Genomic DNA, 20,007 nt, shown 5'->3' with positions numbered 1-20,007 from the left:
AATTTTGAGTTTTCTTTAATGATACTTGCTTATCGTTGCGATCAAGGTGTCCGCCGTCATGTACGGCTCGCCCGCATTGATCCGGTATACCAGCCGGTCCGCGGCGGTATTGATGCCTTCGCGAATCGTAAACAGCAGCCCGATGCCTGCTTCCTCCGCCGCTTGAAGCGTCTCTTCATTGTACGCCCCGTACGGAAAAGCAAGCAACTTCGAATGATTGCCAAGCTCGGCGCGGAGCCGCTCGTTCATAAACGTCAAGTCGCTGCGAATCCGCCTGCGGTACTCTTCGCCCGACTCGGCCCGCTTCCGCTGGGTTAGATAGGCGGGATGGGTCAAGGCCGGCTGCGGCTGTCCGCCGGGGGCGGTATGGGGCATGCGGTGCGAATCATAGGTATGGCTGTAAATGCCGTATCCCGCCCGGACCAGCTCCCGCATTTGGTCCCACGTCAGATGCGGCTCCGCATCGGGATGATACGTATCCGACAGCGCTCCGATCATAAAGTTGGATGCGGGAACGCCATGCTTTTGCAGAATCGGATACGCGCGGGTATAGAACGACTCGTACCCGTCATCGAAGGTGAGGACGACGGCGTTGGCGGGAACGGATTTTCCTTGTAGGGCGAAGCGGACGTAGTCTTCCATGCCGATGATCTGGTAGCCGTGGTCCTTCAGCGCCTTCAGATGATCGTCGAATTGGACGGTCGAAACCGTCGACGGCTGCGGAAAGCTGGCGGCTTCCGGCTCTTGGACGTCATGGTACAGCAGAACGATAACTTTATTTTGATAATGGCCTTCGACCTCCGACTGCAGCGTGTGTCCGGTCAGCGTGACCCCGGTCAGCAAGAGCAGCAGAAAGGCGACGCCCGGGATAAGCCTTCTCATGCGTGCCTTCTAAGCTTGATGTGGTGTGCGCACGTGATATAGGCGAACGAAAGCGGCGGGCGGTTCAAATGATTCAAATGAGAATCAAGGGGGGCAGAGAGGGGAACGTGTCATGACGGTCAAAACTTACCTTATCGATTCCGTCATGACCGCCGTTCAAAACACGGGGAAGCTTCAATAAAAGCGAATGTGCCAGCCGCCGGCAAGGTTAAGACTTTTACTGCCGGCTTCCGGACATCCTCCATATTTTTAAAGATTGTTATCATTCATTTTGTGGTACTTGCTTATCGTCGCGATCAAGGCGTCCGCGGTTATATACGGCTCGCCTGCGTCGATCCGGTGCACCAGCCGATCTGCGGCGGTATTAATGCCTTCGCGGGTGGTGAACAGCAGCTCGATGCCTGCTTCATCCGCCGCTTGAAGCGTTTCTTTATCGTACGCCCCGTACGGAAAAGCGAGCAACTTCGAACGGTCGCCAAGCTCGGTGCGGAGCCGCTCGTTCATGAAGGTCAAATCGCTGAGAATTCGCTTGCGGAATTCTTCGGCCGATTCTGCCCGTTTCATTTGAGCCAGATAGACGGGATGCGTGAGAGCCGGCTGCTGCGGGCCTTTCGGCGCAGTATCGACCATGCGGTGCGAATCGTAGGTATGGCTGTAAATGCCATGCCCAGCCCGGATCAGCTCGCGCATCTGGCTCCACGTCAAATACTGCCCCTTTTTGGGATCGTTCGTATCCGACGGCGCTCCGATCACGAAATTGGATGCGGGGACGCTGTGCTTTTGCAGAATCGGGTACGCGCGGGTATAAAACGATTCGTATCCGTCATCGAAGGTGAGGACGACGGCATTCGGGGGAACCGGTTTCCCTTGCCGGGCGAAGCGGACGTAGTCTTCCATGCCGATGATCTGATAACCGTGATCTTTCAGGGCCTTGAGATGAGCATCGAACTGGTTTGGCGTGACCGTCAAGAGGCGGGGCATGCCGGCCGCATCCGGTTCTTGGACGTCATGATACAGCAGAACGATCACTTTGTTTTCATAATGGATTTTGGCTTCAGGTTGCCGCGATTGCCTTACCGTTGTGATATCGGACAGCTTGAGTGCGGTCAGCAAAAGCAGAAGGGAAACGATACCCAAGAGGATAGCGATACTTAAAATAAATCTTTTCATGCGTGGTCTCCTATGCATTGATGTGTTGTGCGCACATGGTATAGACGCGGGAAAGCGCTCCGCTGTTCCCTTACAGGAAAAGAGAATTCCAGCATCTTGCAATTCAGGGAGCGGTGTGAGAATCTAGGGAGTAGAGAGGGGAACGTCATGTTCCGCCTAAGTCATACGTAATGGGGGAATGGCAATGGAGCTTACGGTGAAGCGGCTTTCCGAATGTACGTTGAATGAAGCGGTAGAGGTATGGAACAAAGGATTCGAGGATTACTATGTCCAGATCGTCATGACGGTCGATGCGTTCTTGGCGCGAATGGTGGCCGAAAGCTTGTCGGCGGACTATTCCTTTGTCGCGTTTGACGGGGACGAGCCGGTCGGGATCATTTTGAACGGCATCCGTACGATGAACGGCGTCAAAACGGTCTGGAACGGGGGAACAGCCGTCACTGTGTCCCATCGCAGGCTTGGCGTCGCCAAGCAGCTGCTGGACGCCTCCATCCGGCTGTACCGGGAGGAGGGCGTATCGCTGGCGACGCTCGAAGCGTTCAAGCAGAACGAAAAGGCTATTGCCTTATACCGGCACATGGGCTACGAGGTAACCGATCAATTGGTGCTGCTGGAATCGGCGGAGGCCTGGCAGCCGGGGGAGCTTCCGCGCGGGGACTATACCGTCCGCTGGTCCGGGCCGCATGAGGCGGCGCGGCTTCCTTTCTACAACGCAAACTCCGCGTGGCAGACGGGATGGCAAAGCTTGAAGGACGGGCATACCGTTATCGCGTCCGACCTGCAGGGCCGTCCTATGGGCTATGCGCTAGCCAAGCGGGCGTACGATGCGTCCGGCGAGCATGTCTCGACGATCTTGTACCAATGCGTAACGGGCCCGGACGCCCTGGATACGGGCGGAATCGTCCGGCTCTTGTGCTCAGAAGTGTTTGCCGGAGCCGACGCGCTGCGGAAGCGTGCGTTTAACTTGTCGAAGACGTCTGTCTGCGCGGAGGTTTTGACGGCGGGAGGGTTTACGGTCGCTGTGGAGCAGGTTAAAATGGACAAAAGCCTCTAAAGGTACCGTGCGGGGAGAGCCGTGTGCGGAACCGCGCAAAAAAGGGGAAGTTTGCGATGCCATTTCAGTTCGAAGCGGGCGAATATCCGGAACGCCCGGGCTGCTACATCATGAAAAATGCCGAAGGCCGCATCCTTTACGTCGGCAAAGCCAAAAATTTGCGCAGCCGTCTGCGCTCGTATTTTCCAAAACCGGGATCAGCGCAGACGCATTCATCAAATGGTGCAGGACATCGCGTCCATTGAAGTGGTGCTGGTCAACAACGAGTCGGAAAGTCTGCTGCTGGAGAACAATCTGATCAAAATCCATAAGCCCCCGTACAACCGGGCGCTCAAGCGGGATAACAGCGGTTATGCTTATTTGCAGATGACGGACGAGCGGTTTCCGCGGCTGACCGAATACTACCGGGACCGCAGGCTCCGGACCGTGCGCGGCAGTGGCGGAGCGGACAAAGCCGCTGCCTCGGGCAAGGAACACCGCTTCGGCCCTTACCGGAGCGCCCGCTTCCGTGATGCCGTGCTCGATTTTGTCACGGAGCATTATAAGCTGCGGACGTGCGACAAGATGCCGAAGCGCGTCTGTCTGCTCTATCACCTCGGCAAGTGCAGCGGCGTATGCGAAGGCAAAATCACGGAGGAAGCTTACCGGGAGACGGCGCGGCAGGCGGCTGATCTGCTGTTGAACCGGGGAGAGAACCTGATTCCCGCGATGCGCGCCAAGATGAGCGAGTACGCCGAGCGTCTGGAATTCGAGAAAGCGGGCAGCATGCTCCGCCACCTGCGCATTTTGGAGGAAATGCCGGAGAAGCAGATCGTCGACCGGGAAGGCTCGACCCATCAGGATGTGCTGTATTTCGGCGAGGAGCGGGTGCTGATTGCCAAGGTGCAGGAGGGCATGCTGCGCGATTTTCAGATGCATGAACTGGAGCGCGCTTACGGCGAGGTCGCTTGCGACCGTTTTCTGGTTAGCCGTTATGGGGAAACCGAGGGGCCGGACGAGCTCATCGTGAACAAAGTGAGCGATCCCGGTTCGTTACGTGCCCTATTGCGGCGAACGGGAGGCCGGGCGATCAAAATTACGACGCCCAAGCGCGGCTTGAAATACGATTTGTTGCAATTGTGCAAGGACAACTACGAATACCGGGTCGGACGCGACGGGAAGAAGCCGTGAGCGGACGGCGAGGCCTAATAAAATAAGCACGGACCGCAGACAAACGGTCGGTGCTTTGTTTGTTTTCCGGGAGAGGAGCCGATGCCGCCGAGGAAAATAGGTATGAATGGCCCGGGTGCCGACTGGTAACAATAATTCGGCATCATTTTTTACGGGTTGACAAAACGAACAATTGTAACTACAATAGTTACAGGTGGTGGAATTAACGGAGAGGAGAGGATATGAATTGTCAATCAGCAGTCGTTTTGCCGTAGCGATTCACATCTTGGCTCTCCTCGATATTAATAAAGAAGGCCGCAATACGTCGGAGTTTATCGCGGGCAGCGTCAACACGAATCCGGTGGTGATCCGCCGTGTGATCGGTCTGCTGGGCAAAGCCGGGCTGGTGCATACGAGTCCCGGCGTCGGCGGCGCATCGCTGGCCCGTCTGCCCCAGGAGATTAACCTTTTGGATGTGTACCGCGCCGTACAGAACGACCCGCCGGGGGAGCTGTTCGCGGCGCACGATAAGCCGAATCCGAAATGTCCTGTCGGGCAAAATATTCAAGGTACGTTGGACACCGTCTTCAAACGGGCGGAGTCGGCCATGGAGGACGAGTTGGCGAAAGTTACGTTAGACCAGATTGTGTTCGATTTGGTGCGGGGTGACCGGTAACCCTTTTTTTTGCCATGACCTGTAACTAATGTGGTTACATGTGAATGGAAAGAAGAGACTCGGACGACTTTATTAAGGAGGTGAATTTAACAATGACCGTTAAAATTCAAGTGTATTCGGACTACGTTTGTCCCTTCTGCTTTCTGGCGGAAGGACCGCTGGAGCAGGCCGTGCAGGGCAAGGACGTCGAGGTGGAATGGATGCCCTTCGAGCTTCGCCCAAGCCCGACCGAGCCGCTGGACCCATGGAACGACCCGCCGAAATTGAGGATGTTCGAGCAATCCATCGCTCCTTATGCGCAGCGGATGGGGATCGATATGAAGCTGCCTCGGGTTTCCCCGCATCCTTACACCCACCTAGCGTTTGAAGGGTATCAATACGCCAAGGAGCACGGCAAAGGAAACGAGTACAACCACCGGCTGTTCCGGGCCTTCTTCCAGGAGGAGCAAAATATCGGGGACCCGGACGTGCTGGCGAAGCTGGCCGGCGAAATCGGACTGGATGCCGCCGAGTACCGGGAAGCGCTGGAAACGCGGAAATACAAGGAAGCTCATCAACAAGCGCTGAACCATGCTTACCAAGAAGCCGGCATCACGGCCGTCCCTACGTTTTTTATCGGCAATAAGGTGCTGAGAGGCGTAGCGAACCGGGAGACGCTGGAGCAGGTGATCGCCGAGGAACTGGCCGGTCAAGCCGGCAAGGCCGCCGAAGGGCTGTCCTGCACCGTGGATGGAGAATGCGATTAACCACGATAACATTTGATCACCATAACATTTTATAGGACGAAAGGATGGATGAACGATGAAAATTGCATTGGTTGGAGCAACGGGAACAATCGGACAGCGGATACTGGAGGAAGCTTTGAACCGGGGGCATCAAGTGACGGCTATCGTGCGCGATCCGTCTCGCGTGACGAAGCAAAACGAGAACCTGAAGGTTGTAGCAGGAGACGTTACGAACGTGGATAATCTCGCCGCAGCGGCAGCCGGTCACGACATCGTGATCAGCGCTTACGGTCCGGCGCACGGCCAAGAGGAGAAGCTGGTTCAAGCCGCCCAAGCGTTGGTCGAAGCGGCGAAAAAGTCCGGCGTCAGCCGTCTGCTGACAGTCGGCGGTGCGGGAAGTCTGGAAGTGGCTCCGGGCGTGCAGCTGGTTGATACGCCGGAATTCCCTGCCGAATGGAAGGGAATCGCACTGGCGCACCGGGATGCGCTGGAGGTATACCACGGCTCCGAGCTGGATTGGACGAACCTGAGCCCGGCCGCATTAATTCAACCGGGAGAAAAAACCGGTCAATACCGCACGGAAGAAAATCGGCTCGTAACGGATGCCGAAGGGAACAGCCGCATCTCGGCCGAGGACTACGCCGTTGCTATGCTGGATGAGGCGGAGCGTCCGCGCTTCTCTCGCAAACGGTTTACGGTCGGCTATTAATAGGGCTTCCGATTTCGAACAAAAGGCGATTCGCCGCGATGATTTTCATCGTGGGTGGCTCGCCTTTTTTGGCGTTCCCGATCAAAAAAATTTCACAAACGATTGCCTTTAGTGTATAATAAGTAAATATTTTAATTGTTTATTATTAAATTATTTCGTGATTTAATGGTTTTGTCTTAAAAGCACCTTCCTTGGAAGGCACCTTTTGACACGAAAGGAGTGATTTTCATGAACGAGGAGCATCAATTAAAAACCGAACTGGCCCGCACGTTCCGGAAGGTCGTCAAAGAAATGTCGATTCTGTGGAGCCGGCATATCGACAAGTCGCTTTCGATGGCCCAGTTTATGGTACTCCGGCAGCTGCGCGGAGGGCCGCAGAAGGTCTCCGATTTGGCCGAGGCGCTCGAGCTGACGTCCGGGGCGATTACCGCTAAAGCCGATAAATTGGTAGAGAAGGGGTATGCTAAGCGGTATCGGGGAGAAGACGACCGGCGGGTCGTGTACCTGGAGATGACAGAACGGGGCTTAAGCGAGCTAAGGGCGCTCGGAGAGCAGCAGACGGAGCTCGTCGAATCGTTGTTTGCCGGTTTGTCGGAGGAGGAGATTCGGCAGCATCTTCGTTTCTTTAACCAGATGCTCAACAACATGGAACAATTGGGAGAGGAGTAAAAAGGTACGTGGAACATTTATCGTATAAACGCAAAATCACGATTATGATAGCCATTATTGCGGCGATGTTCTTTTCAGCCATTAACCAGACGATCGTCGGAACGGCCCTGCCGCGGATTATTGCCAAGCTCGGCGGGATGGACTACTATACATGGGTCATCACGATTTATTTGCTTACCTCGACGATTGCGACAGTGCTGGTCGGCAAGCTGTCCGACATTTACGGGCGGAAGCCGTTTATTCTAACGGGAATCGTTTTATTTATGATCGGCGCGTTCATGGCGGGGACGTCCGTGGATATTTTTCAGCTGATTACGTACCGGGGCATCCAGGGGGTAGGCGCCGGGATTATTATGGCCACGGCCTTTACGGCCGTCGGCGACTTGTTCGCTCCTCGTGAGCGAGGCAAATGGTCCGGGATCATGATGTCGGTGTTCGGGTTCGCGAGCGTCGTCGGTCCGGCACTTGGCGGCTATATTGTCGACCATTTGGAGTGGCACTGGGTGTTTTGGATTTTCCTGCCTCTTGGCATTGTCGCTTTCATTATGATTCTGACGATGTTCCCGAAGGTGGAGCGCAAGCCGTCGGAATCGATCGATTATTTCGGCTCGCTGTTCCTTACCTTGACGATCGTGCCGATGCTGCTCGCGTTCTCGTGGGCCGGTACGAAGTACGCTTGGGGATCGTCGCAAATTGTCGGTTTGTTCGCCTGTACATTGGCAGCGCTGGTTATTTTCATATGGGTGGAGAGCCGGGTGAAAAGTCCGGTGCTGCCGCTCTCGTTGTTCAAAAACGGGATTGTGACGATCTCGAACGTCATCGGGTTTATTATGAACGCCGGGATGATGGGAGCGCTTATGTACACGCCGTTCTTCGTCCAAGGCGTAATGGGGATCTCGCCGACCTATTCCGGTTATGTGACGATGCCGATGTCCATCGGGATGGTTGTGACCAGTGCGATCAGCGGGCAGCTGATTACCAAAACGGGCAAATACAAGCGGATCGCGATTATCGGGATTATCATTATGGTCATCGGGATGATGATCATGCATTACATGAATACGATCTCGGTGACGGTGCTCAGTATGATCGTGTTCGGCTTCGGACTTGGACTGGGAATGCCGGTCTTTTCCTTAACCGTTCAGAACGCCGTATCGCCGAAAGATCTTGGCGTCGCCACGGCCTCCTCGCAGCTGTTCCGTAACTTGGGCGGCACGATCGGTATTGCCGTCATGGGGACGATCATGTCGACGGGCATGACGAACAAGCTGCAGGAGCTTCTGGCAAGCGGGCGGGGCGTCGACTTGAGCAAGCTCGATCCGAAGGTGGCCGAGAAGCTCGCCGCGTTCCACAATCCGCAGATGCTGCTCGATCAGCCGAAGCTGGCGCAGATTCAGGCAGCCCTGCCGCCGGAGCTGCAGACCGTGTTCGGCCGGATGATCGACTCGCTCCGCGAGGCGCTCAGTTATTCGCTGGCCAATGTGTTTTTGGCGGGGGCTGCGCTGCTTGTGGTGGCGCTTGTGCTGACGTTCTTCTTGAAGGAGATTCCGCTGCGCACCGGAAGCGGCGGCCAAGGGCCGAAGCCGCAGGAAGCTGCGGAAACGGACCGCGAACCGTCGCCCCGCCTCCGCGGGAAGCAGCCGGCGAACGGGTAACATTATAAGCGGGCTCGGACCATGAGTTGGTCCGGGTCCGTTTTTTTGGTTTAATCAAGAAGACATAAACGTTTTCTATCGAATTCGATAAATTCCATCACATCAGCTTCAGTTCTTTGATAAAGTCGACAAACGCTTTAATCAACGAAATATGCAAGGACTCCTTCCGGTAAATCATCCACGATTTTCGCAAAATCGGATTCCCGTGCTTCGTCCTCAATTGAAGGCGGTACATATCTTCGCTCTCGTTCAATACGATATCCGGGATGATCGCATACCCGAATCCGCTCGACACCATCTCTTTGCACGTTTCCATGTGATCGACCTCCATGGCGATGGTCGGCGGCGCGGAATACGTCTCCTTCCACCAATTGTCGAATACATGCTCCAGAGACCAGTCCGTTTTGTAAATAATTCGCGGCAGCTTGGGCAGCTCGCCCAGCGAGATTTCCTTTTTGGAAACGATCCATATGTTCTCCGTCATGATCAGATGCTTCTCCTCCGGCCAGGAATAATCCCCCCGGATAAATCCGATATGCACATCCTGCTTGTACACCGAATTGATCAGCTCGGAGCTGCGATTGGACGTCACTTTAAATTCCACATCGGGATAACGTCCGTGAAAATGCTTCAACAGCCCCGGAAGCTTATACCGCGCCAGGCTGCTGGCGGTGCCGATTTTGAGCGTGCCGGAAATTTTGTTTTCCATGCTTAGCAGAAATTCCTTCGTCTGCTGCAGCCGCTGGAGCATCTCCTGCGCATATTTGGCCAAATGCTCGCCCTGCGGGGTGAATTCCACGCCCCGTCTGCCTCTGTGCATGATCGTAATCCCGAATTCCTTCTCCATTTGCTGAATGCGGTAGCTTAGAGAAGGCTGCGATACGAATAAGGCTTCCGCCGTTTTCGTTAGATTTTGTTTATCGTAAAGCGTTTGCAGTAAAAGCCAGTCTTTCTCGTCCACAAGAGCTCCCCCCCGTATGCAAGATCGGCAGATCGGATTCGAAACTATTTTAAACCAATTCGCCATAGGCATCAAAATAATTTATGAATTTACATAAAATTTAAGTATTTGTTCTATTTCAAGGTCAGTGTTACTTTTATCACATCAAGGGAACGCCAACTTCAGCAGGCAGCAAATGCGGAGGAAACTTACATGTACGACTTTGGGCAAATTCTTAAAATTCCGACCGTGATGATGAGAGGAGGGACCAGCAAAGGATTGATTCTGCGTCAGGCGGACCTGCCCAGCGATCCCGATCTGCGGGATCTGGTCATCCTGCGAATGTACGGCAGCCCCGATTCCAATCAAATCGACGGCTTGGGCGGCGGCACGTCCTTGACGAGCAAATTGGCCCTTGTCGGTCCGCCCTCGCATCCGGACGCGCATATCGATTACACGTTCGGGCAGGTCAGCGTCGAAAGCAAAGTGATCGACTATCATGTGACCTGCGGCAATTTCGTTACGGCCGTCGGCTTATACGCGGTGGAGGAAGGGTATGTTCCGCTGAAGGAGCCGGTGACGTCCGTCCGTGTCTTTAACACGAACACCAAGAAACTGATCATTACGGAAATCCCGGTGAAAAACGGACAAATCCAATACGAAGGCGACTTTACGATTGACGGCGTTCCGGGCTCGTCCGCACGCATTATGCTTAATTTTCCGGATTCGGGCGGCACGTTTACAGGCAAGACGCTCCCGACGGGGCGGCCAAAGGATATCGTCAAGCTGCCGGACGGCCGCGAATTCGAAGCAAGCATCGTCGATTGCGGGAATGTGCTGGTGATGGTCCGGGCGCAGGATGTGGGGATGCAAGGAACCGAGTTAGAGAGCGAAATCAACGGAAACCGCGAGCTGCTGCACACGCTGGAAAGCATCAGGGTAGAGTGCGGCATCCGCATCGAGCTCATTCGGGAGGAGGAAAGAGCGAGCGTCACCGCAGCGACTCATGCGCTGCCCAAAATTGCGATGGTCGCTTCCCCGGCGGGCTATAATACGGCAGGCGGCGGCAAGGTTGTGAGCTCGCAGGATATCGATATCGTCTCGCGATACATTTCGATGGGACGGCTGCACCGGGCGCACGCCGTCAGCGGAGCAATAGCTCTGGCCGCGGCTGCGGGCATACCGGACACGATTCCGAACCAACTCGCTAAGGCCTCGGAGTCGGGGATTCGGATCGGCCACCCGTCGGGGGTTTTGTACGCGGAAGCGACGGTGGAACGAAACGGAGACGACTGGGCGGTAACGCGAGCCGCCAACGGCAGGACGGCGAGAAGGCTGATCGAGGGCTACGCCCATGTTCCCGTAACCGTATTGCAGAAGCAGGAAGAGGAGCTACGCGCCTAAGGTGTGCAGCTCTGCTATTTTTGCCGGGTCTGCATAGTCTGACTCGGGGATAAAACACGAACGATATTGAAAACGCATTCAATTAGAATTACGATGGTACTATCCAAAGGGAGGAACGGCGATTGAATACGACGCATCCGATGAATTCGACCAATGTGAAAAATCGTTTGGACAGACTGCCCCTTTCCAGATTTCATAAAATGGTTCTTGTGATCCTGTCCTTTGCTTATTTCTTCGATTTCTGCGACTTGAACACCTTTTCATATGTTGCCCCGGCGCTTGTGCAAGAGTGGAACATTACCACGAATACGATCGCGTTTATTACTTCCGTATCGTATTTCGGCATGTTTCTCGGCGCGTCATTCGGCGGATGGTTTTCGGACCGTTTCGGGCGAAAAAGAGGGCTGGTCCTTCTGGTTACGTGGTTTTCGGCGTTTTCCATGCTGTCGGCGTTGGCGTGGAATCCGGTAGCGCTTGGTATCCTTCGTTTTCTGACCAGCGTAGGCATCGGCGCCGTTACCATCTTGGCGAGTACCTACATTAGCGAGTTTTTTCCGTCCAAGGTCAAGGGAAAATACCAGGCGTTATGCATTACGATCGGAATTTGCGGCATTCCTGCGGCAGGTTGGGTGGCCAAATCGGTCATTCCGATGGCTCCTTGGGGCTGGAGGGCGGTATTTATTTTCGGAGGCATCGGCATCGTATTTCCCTTTATCGCAAGAAAATTGGAAGAGTCGGCCCGATGGCACGAAGCCCGCGGACAATGGGACAAAGCCCATGAGATTATGGCAAAAATCGAACGTGAAGTCGAGCGGGAAACAGGCAAGCTGCCGGCGCCCGAGCCGGTATCCGGGGATTCGCTGCACCATGCGGCGAAGAAAGCGGTCCCGTATTCCCAGTTGTTTAAAGGCTCGCTGCTGGGGAGAACGCTCGTGCTGATGACTATGTGGGCCACCTCGACCATCGCGATCCAGGGTTTTGGCACCTGGGTGCCGACGCTGCTGGTCAAGCAGGGGATTACGATTGAAAAATCGATCGCTTACGTCACTTTGGGCACGCTGGGAGCACCGCTCGGCGCTTTTATCGCCTCCCGTATTTCCGACCGGGTCGAGCGCAGGTGGGCGATCGCCGTTCTCTCCGTGATTATTATGGGACTCGGCTTGCTGTACGGCATGGTGGCGCTGCCGCTGGTCATTATTGTATGCGGATTTTTGATGCACATGTTCGAGCGGACCTTCAGCTCCATCGCGTATATTTATACACCCGAATTGTATCCGACCGAAGCGCGCGGCTCGGGGAACGGGCTGACGTACGGCATCGGCCGGCTGGCGAATATGGTCAGTCCCTTTATTATCAGCTTCCTGTATTCCGGGTACGGTTATTTGAGCGTGTTTGTCTTTTTCGGAGCCTGTTGGCTGTTGTGTGCGGCTGCTATTGCCGTATTCGGGGTGTCCACGCGATATCGCGGGACGGAGGAAGCTTCATCCGCACCGGAGTTGAAAGCGAATACAGCCGATGTGATGTAGAAAGGGATGGGCTTGGGCCGCGGTAGCGGGTCGGGCCTGTTTTTGTCTGGAGAATGAAACGGTTTCAATTGCTGTGATAAAATGGAATGAAGACAGGGGGCTTGATGATGAAAAAACTTTCTGTTGTATTGCTGCTTTTCGGAACCATTGTTACGTTTATTGGAATACTGCCCTTTATATTTGCTTATCCTTACTGTCATGGTTGTGTCAATTCCGGCCCCTCAACTTGGCGGGAGCTTGTCCTTGTCCTTTCGTATGAGGGGAAAGGCCGGTATTTGGCCGTCGGGATTGCGTTATTATTACTGTCTATACCATGGCTTATCCAACAAAGAAAAGCGCGATTGTAAAGTTGACGTCCGGCATTCCTCCAAGTCCAGGTCATTCATTATCGGAGCTCCCCTTTATGGGCTCCGATTTTTATTTTCCGGGCGGATCAGCCTCATGTTTGAAAACGTGGAACAAATCGGGCATGATGAGAGTGAAACGATCCGTCGAACGATTCGCAGCTATTGGCGGAATGGCGGAACGTATTTCCCAACGGCAGGTGAATCGACTTGAGAGTACATATACTGGTGGCGGATGACGACGCGCATATTCGCGAGCTGCTCCGCTTTTTTCTAAGCCGGGAAGGCTATGTCGTCTACGAAGCGGACAATGGGCTGGCCGCCGCGGAGCTGATGGAGCGCGAACAGATCCATCTGGCGGTCGTAGACATTATGATGCCGGGCAAGGACGGCTGGGAGCTGTGCCATGACATTCGCGGCCACTATGACATTCCCGTCATTCTCCTGACGGCCAAAGGCGAAGTCGAGGACAAGGAAAAAGGCTTCTTGTCGGGAACCGACGATTACGTCGTGAAGCCGTTCGAGCCGAAGGAGCTGCTGTTTCGGATCAAGGCGCTGCTGAGGCGGTATCAGATGGTATCGTCGGCGAAAATCCGGTTAAACGAGACGGTCATTGACCGCAGCAGCTACGAGATCCGGGTCGGCGACCGGACAATGACGCTCCCGCTCAAAGAATTCGAGCTGCTGTGCCAGCTGGCCAGCTATCCGGGGCGCATCTTTACCCGGGAGCAACTGGTGCAGCTCATCTGGGGCGCCGACTTCGAAGGCGACAGCCGGACGATCGACGTCCATGTGAAACGGCTGCGGGAGCGGTTTTCCCCGGTGACGGACGATTTTGTCATCACGACCGTACGCGGCTTGGGATACAAGCTTGAGGTGCGGGGCGAATGAAGACGCTGTATGTGCGGATCGTCGCAACGTATATTTTGATCGCCATGGTCAGCGGCGTGTTTGCCCTGCTGGTGGCTAACGTGTATTACCGGACCCAGATCCGGGAATATAACGAACAGAAGATCATGAAGGTCGCCAAAGAAATCCGGACGCTGTTCGAACGGATCCCGGATACCGATCCGGACGGCTATTTTCGCAGCATCGCCCAGTTGGGCTTTCAGATGTACCTTGTGGACGGCAAAGGGCAAGGCGTCTTCTACGGCGAGCCGTTCCGGCATACGCAGAGCGCGCCGGATCAAATCCGCCGCGTGCTGGACGGCGAAATCTACCGCGGTATCACGGAGGAGCCCCGCCTGCTGACGATTACGGGCTTTTTCGAAAGCAGCCTGCGCAACACGGTCGGCATCCCGGTCGATATCCGGGGAGAACGCCATGCGCTATTTTTGCGGCCGGCCTTGGAGCAGCAGATCGGGGAGGTCCGTCTGCTCATGGCGGTGCTACTCGCGGCGACGTTTGCATTCAGCATGCTGCTCATCGTTGTCTGCACGCGGTATATCGTCAAGCCGGTCAAAGCGCTGACGGAGGCGACCACCCGCATTGTCGGAGGAAATTACGAGATCGGGCTCGACGTTGCGCGCGCCGACGAAATCGGCAACCTGGCGCGCCACTTCGCGCATATGGCTGAAGCGCTCCGCCAGCTCGACAGCATGCGGCAGGAATTCGTCGCCAACGTCTCCCATGAAATCCAGTCCCCGTTAACGTCGATCCAGGGCTTCGCCCAAGCGATCCAGTCGGGGGAATTGCCGCCCGAGATAGCGCAGCGGTATTTGCACATTATCGAGGAGGAGAGCAGACGGCTTTCGTCGCTTAGCAAGCAGCTGCTGACGCTCGCCGCCTTGGACAAAGAAACGGGCGTTATCAAGAAAACGAGCTTCCGCTTGGACGAGCAGCTTCGGCAGGCGGTGCTCGTGACGGAGTGGCAGTGGATGGAAAAAGGCATCACTGTCGAGCTGGACCTCCCGGAGATCGTCGTCCATGCCGACCGCGAGCTGCTGCATCAGGTATGGCTTAATTTGATTACGAACGCGATCAAATTCTCGGATTCCGGCGACGTACTGACCATCGGCGTTGTGGTAGAGGAAAACATCATCGTTCGGGTTTCCGATACCGGTATGGGTATTCCTGAGTCCGAGCTGCCACATATTTTCGGCCGCTTCTACAAAGCGGACAAAGCAAGAACCCGTTCCCGCTCCGGCAGCGGACTGGGGCTCGCCATTGTCAAGAAAATCGTCGAGCTCCACGAAGGTACGATCGACGTGTACAGCCGCGTCTCCGAAGGAACGGTATTCACCGTCCGGCTGCCCCGTTTATTATCGTAATCTCTCATTCATCTTCCATTCATATTTCTGTCCTAGAATCCGAAGTGAGATCAAGGACAGGAGGTTGAATCGAAAAAATGCTTCGCGCTTTGCATACATTTTCCTCGTGGGTGAGCAGCCCCAAAGGGGCCAAAAGCATCGTCGCCGGCTGGCTTCTGCTTGTCGTTGTGCTGGCCGCGGCGGCGCCGTCTGCCAAAAAATTCGCTATCAGCAGCGGAGAAGGAAGCGTCAAAGAAAATACGCCGTCCGCGGCAGCCCAGCAGATCATGGACGAGGAGTTTCCGTCCGCCGACGGCTTAACCGCCCTGCTGGTGCTGCACGGGAAGCAGGCGATAACCGCGGAGGAGCGGGCCAAAATCCGCGAGCTCAGCGAATGGCTCGCTTCCGATGGGAAGCCGCGGCATGTCACCGGAGCGCTGCCATTCCACCGGCTTCCCGAAGCGGCGCAGGACCGGCTGTTCTCGGAGGACCGCAAGACGCTGCTCCTGAACGTAACGTTGGAGAAGGGCTTGGAGTCGGACCGGATATACGATACCTTGAAGCAAATCCGGGAGCAGGCCGGGAAGATCGGCCTTGGAGAGCTGCAGCTTGAAATGACGGGGCCGGCCGGCATTGCCGCAGATACGATAGCGCTGTTCAAAAATGCCGATTTCGTACTCATGCTTGCGACGGTCGGGCTGATTCTCGTCATTCTGCTTCTGATTTACCGTTCTCCGCTGCTTGCGGTGCTTCCGCTGGTCATCTCGGGCGTCGTGTACGAGGCCGTGAACCGGATATTGGGGCTATCCGCCAAGAACGGCTGGCTTGTCGTGGATAAGCAGGCGCTGTCCATTATGATGATTTTGTTGTTCGCGGTCTTAACGGACTACTGCTTGTTCGTGTTCTCCCGTTACCGGGAGCAGCTCGGCAAGGTCGGTTCGAAGCACGACGCCATGCGCCTGGCGATGAATCAGGTGGCGGAGCCGATTCTGTTCAGCGGCGGAACGGTGCTCGTTGCGGTGCTTGTGCTGTTCGCGGCCGTCTTTAAGCCGTACCACTATTTTGCGCCAGTATTCGCCGTGGCCATGGTCGTCATTCTGCTGAGTGGACTGACGCTGATTCCGGCCGTTTTCACCTTGGTCGGGCGCAAAGCGTTCTGGCCCTTCGTACCGAAGCTGGAAGAGCGGGACACCCGGCGTGCGGGACTGTGGGCCAAGGCAGGCTCGCTGGTCGCCAGACGCCCCGGCATGACGGCGGGCGTCCTCACCGTGCTGCTGTTGTTCGCTTCATTAAATATCAGCGGCATGAAGTATTCGTTCAATCTGCTGAAGTCGTTCCCGGATACGGCATCCTCCCGTCAAGGGTTCGAGCTTCTGGAGCAGTCGTATCCGCCGGGCCAATTGGCGCCGGTTACGGTCATCCTGCAGTCCGATCGTCCGCTGACGGAGGAGCCGCAGTTCCGGGAGAAGCTGACCTCGCTGACCGGCTTGCTCGCCAAGCAGACGGGCGTCGAATCGGTAGAACCCAAACCGGACTCCGCGCGAGGCGAATGGCCCGCGAACATGTTGTCGCAGGACCGGCAGTCCGTCCGGCTGCAACTGCTTGTGAAGGGCAACCCGTATGATCCCGCAGCGCTGGACGCGCTGAACGCATGGCGGGGGAACGCCGAGGCGATGCTGAAGGATAGCGGTTTCGATCCGCTGCGCGATTCGCTGCATTTTGCCGGCCAAACCGCGCAGCAGCTTGACGTCAGAGCGATGAACGAGCGGGATACGCTTGTCCTGTTTTCGCTGATCGGCTTGCTGATTACCGTCATGCTCGGGCTTCAGACCCGTTCCTTGCTGATGCCGGTGTACATGATGCTGACCATTCTGCTGTCTTATGCGGCCACGATGGGGCTCGGCTGGGGAATTGCACACAGCCTGCTCGGCTATGACGCGATCAGCTACCGGCTGCCGGTCTATACGTTCGTCTTCCTGGTCGCGCTGGGCGTCGATTACAACATCATGCTCGTCTCCCGGGTGAAGGAAGAGGCGCGTAAGACGGGGTGGAGCGAAGCGGTCAGCCGCGGCGTGTCGTTAACGGGCGGGGTGATCTCCTCCGCGGGCCTCATTCTCGCGGCAACCTTCGGAGTGCTGATGACCCAGCCGCTGCAGGAGCTGTTTCTGTTCGGTCTGACGATGACGATCGGGATCTTGATCGATACGTTCCTCGTCCGCGGGCTGCTGCTGCCCTCGATTCTGGTGCTGACCGGAAAACGGAAGCCGCTTAGCGATAATCACTGAATATAGGAGGGATATCTCATGTTCGGCTTTCTGTTGTTTTTGCACCTGACCGGCTTGTCCCTATGGCTCGGCTCGGGCCTGACGGCGGTCGTCATGCTGCCGCTGCTTAACCAAAGACCCGGTTCCGGGGAGCTGCGCGCCTTGGCCCACAGAACGCTTCGCGTGATCAGCACAATCGCCCATCCGAGCGCGCTCGTCGTTCTGATCTCGGGCGTCGTCATGATCGTCCAAATGAATATTCCTGCGGAGAGCAAGCCGCTATGGCTGCAGGTCATGGAAAAAGGCGGCGGGATGGTCATCCTGATCGCCGTCGTGCTGACAGGTATCCTCGGCAGCCGGTTGAAAAAGCGGCTGAACGCCGAGAACGGGCAAGGGACAGGAGCGGCCGCTCCGGCCCGCATCGGCGGCTATGTGGCAGCGACGGCCGGCTTCATGACGCTAACGCTGGCTGTTATGCTGATCGTCAGCTTGAAGCTGTAATAGGCACCCTCCGGGAGACGGCTCCGCGCCGCCTGCCGGAGGTTTTTGCCGTTTTGCGGGTCGTTGGAACCGGCGGGATTTTGTCCACATTATTTTCACAAAATTGCTTCGGGCGCCATAATTTTTTATGATAAAGGAGGACTCCATTGGGTGGTCTAATCCAATACTTAATTGACGAGGGACCAGATTATGATCGATAAATTGAAAGCAGCCGGCGAATGGAAAGAGATGTTCCTGCCTTACAAATTTGCGATGGAGCAGCTGAGCACGACGATCCGGCATATTAACGAAGAGGCCATGCACGTTTACAACTACAACCCGATCGAGCATATCAAGACCCGGATCAAATCGCCCGAAAGCATCATTAACAAGCTGCAGCGCAAGGGGCTGCCGATCAGCCTTGTTGCTGCGCGGGACCACTTGAACGATATTATCGGCGTGCGGATTATTTGCTCGTTTCTGAGCGACATTTACGATCTGTACGAAATTCTGAACAACCGGCACGATATGAAAATCATCGAATGCAAGGATTACATCCGCAATCCGAAGCCGAACGGGTATCAGAGCCTGCATCTGATCGTCGAAGTTCCGGTGCTGCTCTCCAAGGGCACGCAGCTGGTCAAAGCCGAAATCCAACTGCGCACGCTGGGGATGGATTTTTGGGCCAGCCTGGAGCATAAAATTTTTTACAAGTACAACAAGGACATTCCGGACCGCCTAAAGCAGGAGCTGCTGTCTGCCGCGCATCTAACCGTCGAGCTGGATGCGAAAATGAAAGCGATCAGCGACGAAATCGGACACCTGGATTCGCCGTATGCGAGGATTCAGTAAATCGGCACGCAAGCCGGGGCTGCACGGATGGAGAAAGACAGGACGCGAGGGTCTTGTCTTTCTTTCTTACACTTCAGAGAGAAAACGCTTATTCGCTGAGCCAAAACTTGCATTTTCCGATCATTTCCAAAATAATGGAAACTAATAATGCCTATAGGGAGGTAGCGGCCGCCTGATGAAAGCACTAAAAGAACTTGGAAACTGGCTTGGCGCATTCTCCATGGCTTTTGTACTGTCCTTGGTCATCGGCATCTTTGTTTTCCAGCCATTCAAGGTCGAAGGGCATTCCATGGAGCCTACTTTGCAGAACGATCAGCGAATCTACGTTTCGAAATTATCTCATACCTTATCTTATTTGCCGGAGTACGGCGATATCGTCGTGATCGACAGTCGTGTTAACCGGGAACGGACGTTGACGGACAGCATCCTGGAGAATCCCTTGGTGCAATACTTTAGAGGGAACACGAACGAGCATGTTTTTTTTGTCAAAAGAGTCATCGGCAAGCCGGGCGACGTTCTGGAGTTCAAGGAAAATCAAGTTTACCGGAATGGGAAAGCGCTGCAGGAGCCTTACGTGAAAGAGGCTATGATTTTTAGCTCGGACCGGAAGTGGACGGTTCCCGACAAGCACGTTTTTGTGATGGGGGATAATCGGAATAACAGCAGCGACAGCCGCAACATCGGCTATATTCCTCTCGATCACGTGATGGGAATTATGAAGTTTCCGTAAGCTAGGGGAGAAACCCCTTTCGATGACCATTGCGAATATGGAGCTTCATGGAAAATCGGCCTTGCTTATGCGGCAGGGCCGATTTTTTTGTCCAGTCGTTCTCAAACTTGTCCCTCAAACGCATAAAACGCCGGGGATGGGCTGGTAGCGGAGTTTATTTTTAATTGCTCCATTAAGGCGGGCATGAGCTCCCTTGCGGTCTGAAGGTCGACCCATCTTACCTCCAAAATATCTTGATCCGGATCATGGATGCCCATTTCCCCGCCGATCACCTTGGCAAAAAAAGTAACGACCAAGGCATGGTTTCCCCGCTCCGTAAATAGTACTTCCCTCAGCGAGCTTAATCCGGTAACGGCGATATCGTAGCCGGTTTCTTCCTTCACCTCGCGCAGGACGGCTTGCTCCAACGTTTCTCCTTCTTCTACCGCGCCGCCCGGCAGGCTCCAATACGTGGAATCGCCTCTTGTATTGTGCACGATTAATAAATTCCCGTTATCATCGGTGATCACAGCGGATGCAACATTCACTC

At 55.3% G+C, this 20,007-nt stretch carries 21 protein-coding genes; 17 read left to right on the top strand and 4 right to left on the bottom strand.

Annotated features, from left to right (window positions below; translation table 11 throughout):
* Window positions 1–15: 15 nt before the first annotated feature.
* Both NI000_RS22085 and NI000_RS22080 read right to left on the bottom strand, forming a co-directional pair.
* Window positions 16–882: a polysaccharide deacetylase family protein gene (locus NI000_RS22085; RefSeq protein ID WP_253413572.1), complete on the bottom strand. Its 867-nt coding sequence runs from the start codon at window positions 880–882 to the stop codon at window positions 16–18.
* A 249-nt stretch (window positions 883–1,131) separates the two neighbouring features.
* Window positions 1,132–2,052: a polysaccharide deacetylase family protein gene (locus tag NI000_RS22080; RefSeq protein WP_253413571.1), complete on the bottom strand. Its 921-nt coding sequence runs from the start codon at window positions 2,050–2,052 to the stop codon at window positions 1,132–1,134.
* Between the two features lie 184 nt (window positions 2,053–2,236).
* On the opposite strand from NI000_RS22080, the gene NI000_RS22075 reads away from it, so the two are divergent.
* The 8 genes from NI000_RS22075 (at window position 2,237) to NI000_RS22040 (ending at window position 8,689) form a co-directional block, all read left to right on the top strand.
* Window positions 2,237–3,106, top strand: a complete 870-nt coding sequence (locus NI000_RS22075; protein ID WP_253413570.1) for a GNAT family N-acetyltransferase — start codon at window positions 2,237–2,239, stop codon at window positions 3,104–3,106.
* Window positions 3,107–3,162: 56 nt separating this feature from the next.
* Window positions 3,163–3,351, top strand: a complete 189-nt coding sequence (locus NI000_RS22070) for a GIY-YIG nuclease family protein (protein ID WP_253413569.1) — start codon at window positions 3,163–3,165, stop codon at window positions 3,349–3,351.
* Window positions 3,326–4,276, top strand: a complete 951-nt coding sequence (locus NI000_RS22065; RefSeq protein WP_253413568.1) for a nucleotide excision repair endonuclease — start codon at window positions 3,326–3,328, stop codon at window positions 4,274–4,276. Before NI000_RS22070 ends, NI000_RS22065 begins: the two co-directional genes overlap by 26 nt.
* A 226-nt stretch (window positions 4,277–4,502) precedes the next feature.
* Window positions 4,503–4,931, top strand: coding sequence for an Rrf2 family transcriptional regulator (locus tag NI000_RS22060; protein WP_253413567.1), 429 nt, complete (start codon window positions 4,503–4,505; stop codon window positions 4,929–4,931).
* 92 nt (window positions 4,932–5,023) lie between these two features.
* The gene (locus NI000_RS22055; RefSeq protein ID WP_253413566.1) at window positions 5,024–5,677 is read left to right on the top strand and encodes a DsbA family oxidoreductase; all 654 of its coding nucleotides are present in this window, start codon (window positions 5,024–5,026) and stop codon (window positions 5,675–5,677) included.
* Between the two features lie 55 nt (window positions 5,678–5,732).
* Entirely contained in the window at window positions 5,733–6,365 is a 633-nt protein-coding gene (locus NI000_RS22050) for an NAD(P)-dependent oxidoreductase (protein ID WP_253413565.1), read from the top strand.
* Between the two features lie 228 nt (window positions 6,366–6,593).
* Complete coding sequence (locus tag NI000_RS22045) at window positions 6,594–7,034, top strand: MarR family winged helix-turn-helix transcriptional regulator (RefSeq protein WP_253413564.1); 441 nt, start codon at window positions 6,594–6,596, stop codon at window positions 7,032–7,034.
* An 8-nt stretch (window positions 7,035–7,042) separates the two neighbouring features.
* The gene (locus NI000_RS22040) at window positions 7,043–8,689 is read left to right on the top strand and encodes an MDR family MFS transporter (protein ID WP_253413563.1); all 1,647 of its coding nucleotides are present in this window, start codon (window positions 7,043–7,045) and stop codon (window positions 8,687–8,689) included.
* A gap of 97 nt (window positions 8,690–8,786) precedes the next feature.
* Here the strand turns inward: NI000_RS22040 and NI000_RS22035 are convergent, their stop codons facing one another.
* Window positions 8,787–9,650, bottom strand: a complete 864-nt coding sequence (locus NI000_RS22035; RefSeq protein ID WP_253413562.1) for a LysR family transcriptional regulator — start codon at window positions 9,648–9,650, stop codon at window positions 8,787–8,789.
* Between the two features lie 192 nt (window positions 9,651–9,842).
* Between NI000_RS22035 and NI000_RS22030 the strand changes: the two genes are divergently transcribed.
* From NI000_RS22030 to lepB, 9 genes are all read left to right on the top strand, one after another.
* A complete protein-coding gene (locus NI000_RS22030; protein ID WP_253413561.1) occupies window positions 9,843–11,033 on the top strand; it encodes a 2-methylaconitate cis-trans isomerase PrpF family protein in 1,191 nt (396 codons plus the stop codon).
* A 122-nt stretch (window positions 11,034–11,155) separates the two neighbouring features.
* The gene (locus tag NI000_RS22025) at window positions 11,156–12,559 is read left to right on the top strand and encodes an MFS transporter (RefSeq protein WP_253413560.1); all 1,404 of its coding nucleotides are present in this window, start codon (window positions 11,156–11,158) and stop codon (window positions 12,557–12,559) included.
* 107 nt (window positions 12,560–12,666) lie between these two features.
* The gene (locus NI000_RS22020; protein WP_253413559.1) at window positions 12,667–12,906 is read left to right on the top strand and encodes a hypothetical protein; all 240 of its coding nucleotides are present in this window, start codon (window positions 12,667–12,669) and stop codon (window positions 12,904–12,906) included.
* Window positions 12,907–13,113: 207 nt separating this feature from the next.
* The gene (locus NI000_RS22015) at window positions 13,114–13,794 is read left to right on the top strand and encodes a response regulator transcription factor (protein ID WP_253413558.1); all 681 of its coding nucleotides are present in this window, start codon (window positions 13,114–13,116) and stop codon (window positions 13,792–13,794) included.
* Complete coding sequence (locus NI000_RS22010; protein ID WP_253413557.1) at window positions 13,791–15,173, top strand: sensor histidine kinase; 1,383 nt, start codon at window positions 13,791–13,793, stop codon at window positions 15,171–15,173. Before NI000_RS22015 ends, NI000_RS22010 begins: the two co-directional genes overlap by 4 nt.
* 77 nt (window positions 15,174–15,250) lie before the next feature.
* Window positions 15,251–17,437: an MMPL family transporter gene (locus NI000_RS22005; protein ID WP_253413556.1), complete on the top strand. Its 2,187-nt coding sequence runs from the start codon at window positions 15,251–15,253 to the stop codon at window positions 17,435–17,437.
* A gap of 18 nt (window positions 17,438–17,455) precedes the next feature.
* Entirely contained in the window at window positions 17,456–17,917 is a 462-nt protein-coding gene (locus NI000_RS22000; protein WP_253413555.1) for a hypothetical protein, read from the top strand.
* Between the two features lie 189 nt (window positions 17,918–18,106).
* Window positions 18,107–18,748 (top strand): GTP pyrophosphokinase, encoded by a 642-nt coding sequence (locus NI000_RS21995; RefSeq protein WP_063179239.1) that lies wholly within the window; start codon window positions 18,107–18,109, stop codon window positions 18,746–18,748.
* Window positions 18,749–18,923: 175 nt separating this feature from the next.
* Window positions 18,924–19,478, top strand: a complete 555-nt coding sequence (gene lepB, locus NI000_RS21990; RefSeq protein WP_253413554.1) for a signal peptidase I — start codon at window positions 18,924–18,926, stop codon at window positions 19,476–19,478.
* A gap of 101 nt (window positions 19,479–19,579) precedes the next feature.
* Here the strand turns inward: lepB and NI000_RS21985 are convergent, their stop codons facing one another.
* Window positions 19,580–20,005: an NUDIX hydrolase gene (locus tag NI000_RS21985; protein WP_309247923.1), complete on the bottom strand. Its 426-nt coding sequence runs from the start codon at window positions 20,003–20,005 to the stop codon at window positions 19,580–19,582.
* Between the last annotated feature and the right edge of the window lie 2 nt (window positions 20,006–20,007).

Source organism: Paenibacillus tyrphae, from assembly GCF_024158745.1.
Taxonomy (GTDB): Bacteria; Bacillota; Bacilli; order Paenibacillales; family NBRC-103111; genus Paenibacillus_G; species Paenibacillus_G tyrfis_A.
The sequence above is the reverse complement of the archived record's forward strand: the minus strand, read 5'-3'. Positions and strand labels throughout refer to the sequence as shown.

What these genes read in the sequence shown, in the direction of transcription:
- NI000_RS22070 (WP_253413569.1), top strand. Translation starts at nt 3,163, where the DNA reads ATGCCATTTCAGTTCGAAGCGGGCGAATATCCGGAACGCCCGGGCTGC.
- NI000_RS22045 (WP_253413564.1), top strand. Translation starts at nt 6,594, where the DNA reads ATGAACGAGGAGCATCAATTAAAAACCGAACTGGCCCGCACGTTCCGG.
- NI000_RS22055 (WP_253413566.1), top strand. Translation starts at nt 5,024, where the DNA reads ATGACCGTTAAAATTCAAGTGTATTCGGACTACGTTTGTCCCTTCTGC.
- NI000_RS22005 (WP_253413556.1), top strand. Translation starts at nt 15,251, where the DNA reads ATGCTTCGCGCTTTGCATACATTTTCCTCGTGGGTGAGCAGCCCCAAA.
- NI000_RS22050 (WP_253413565.1), top strand. Translation starts at nt 5,733, where the DNA reads ATGAAAATTGCATTGGTTGGAGCAACGGGAACAATCGGACAGCGGATA.
- NI000_RS21995 (WP_063179239.1), top strand. Translation starts at nt 18,107, where the DNA reads ATGATCGATAAATTGAAAGCAGCCGGCGAATGGAAAGAGATGTTCCTG.
- lepB (WP_253413554.1), top strand. Translation starts at nt 18,924, where the DNA reads ATGAAAGCACTAAAAGAACTTGGAAACTGGCTTGGCGCATTCTCCATG.
- NI000_RS22020 (WP_253413559.1), top strand. Translation starts at nt 12,667, where the DNA reads ATGAAAAAACTTTCTGTTGTATTGCTGCTTTTCGGAACCATTGTTACG.
- NI000_RS22080 (WP_253413571.1), bottom strand. Translation starts at nt 2,052, where the DNA reads ATGAAAAGATTTATTTTAAGTATCGCTATCCTCTTGGGTATCGTTTCC.
- NI000_RS22085 (WP_253413572.1), bottom strand. Translation starts at nt 882, where the DNA reads ATGAGAAGGCTTATCCCGGGCGTCGCCTTTCTGCTGCTCTTGCTGACC.
- NI000_RS22075 (WP_253413570.1), top strand. Translation starts at nt 2,237, where the DNA reads ATGGAGCTTACGGTGAAGCGGCTTTCCGAATGTACGTTGAATGAAGCG.
- NI000_RS22000 (WP_253413555.1), top strand. Translation starts at nt 17,456, where the DNA reads ATGTTCGGCTTTCTGTTGTTTTTGCACCTGACCGGCTTGTCCCTATGG.
- NI000_RS22065 (WP_253413568.1), top strand. Translation starts at nt 3,326, where the DNA reads ATGGTGCAGGACATCGCGTCCATTGAAGTGGTGCTGGTCAACAACGAG.
- NI000_RS22010 (WP_253413557.1), top strand. Translation starts at nt 13,791, where the DNA reads ATGAAGACGCTGTATGTGCGGATCGTCGCAACGTATATTTTGATCGCC.
- NI000_RS22030 (WP_253413561.1), top strand. Translation starts at nt 9,843, where the DNA reads ATGTACGACTTTGGGCAAATTCTTAAAATTCCGACCGTGATGATGAGA.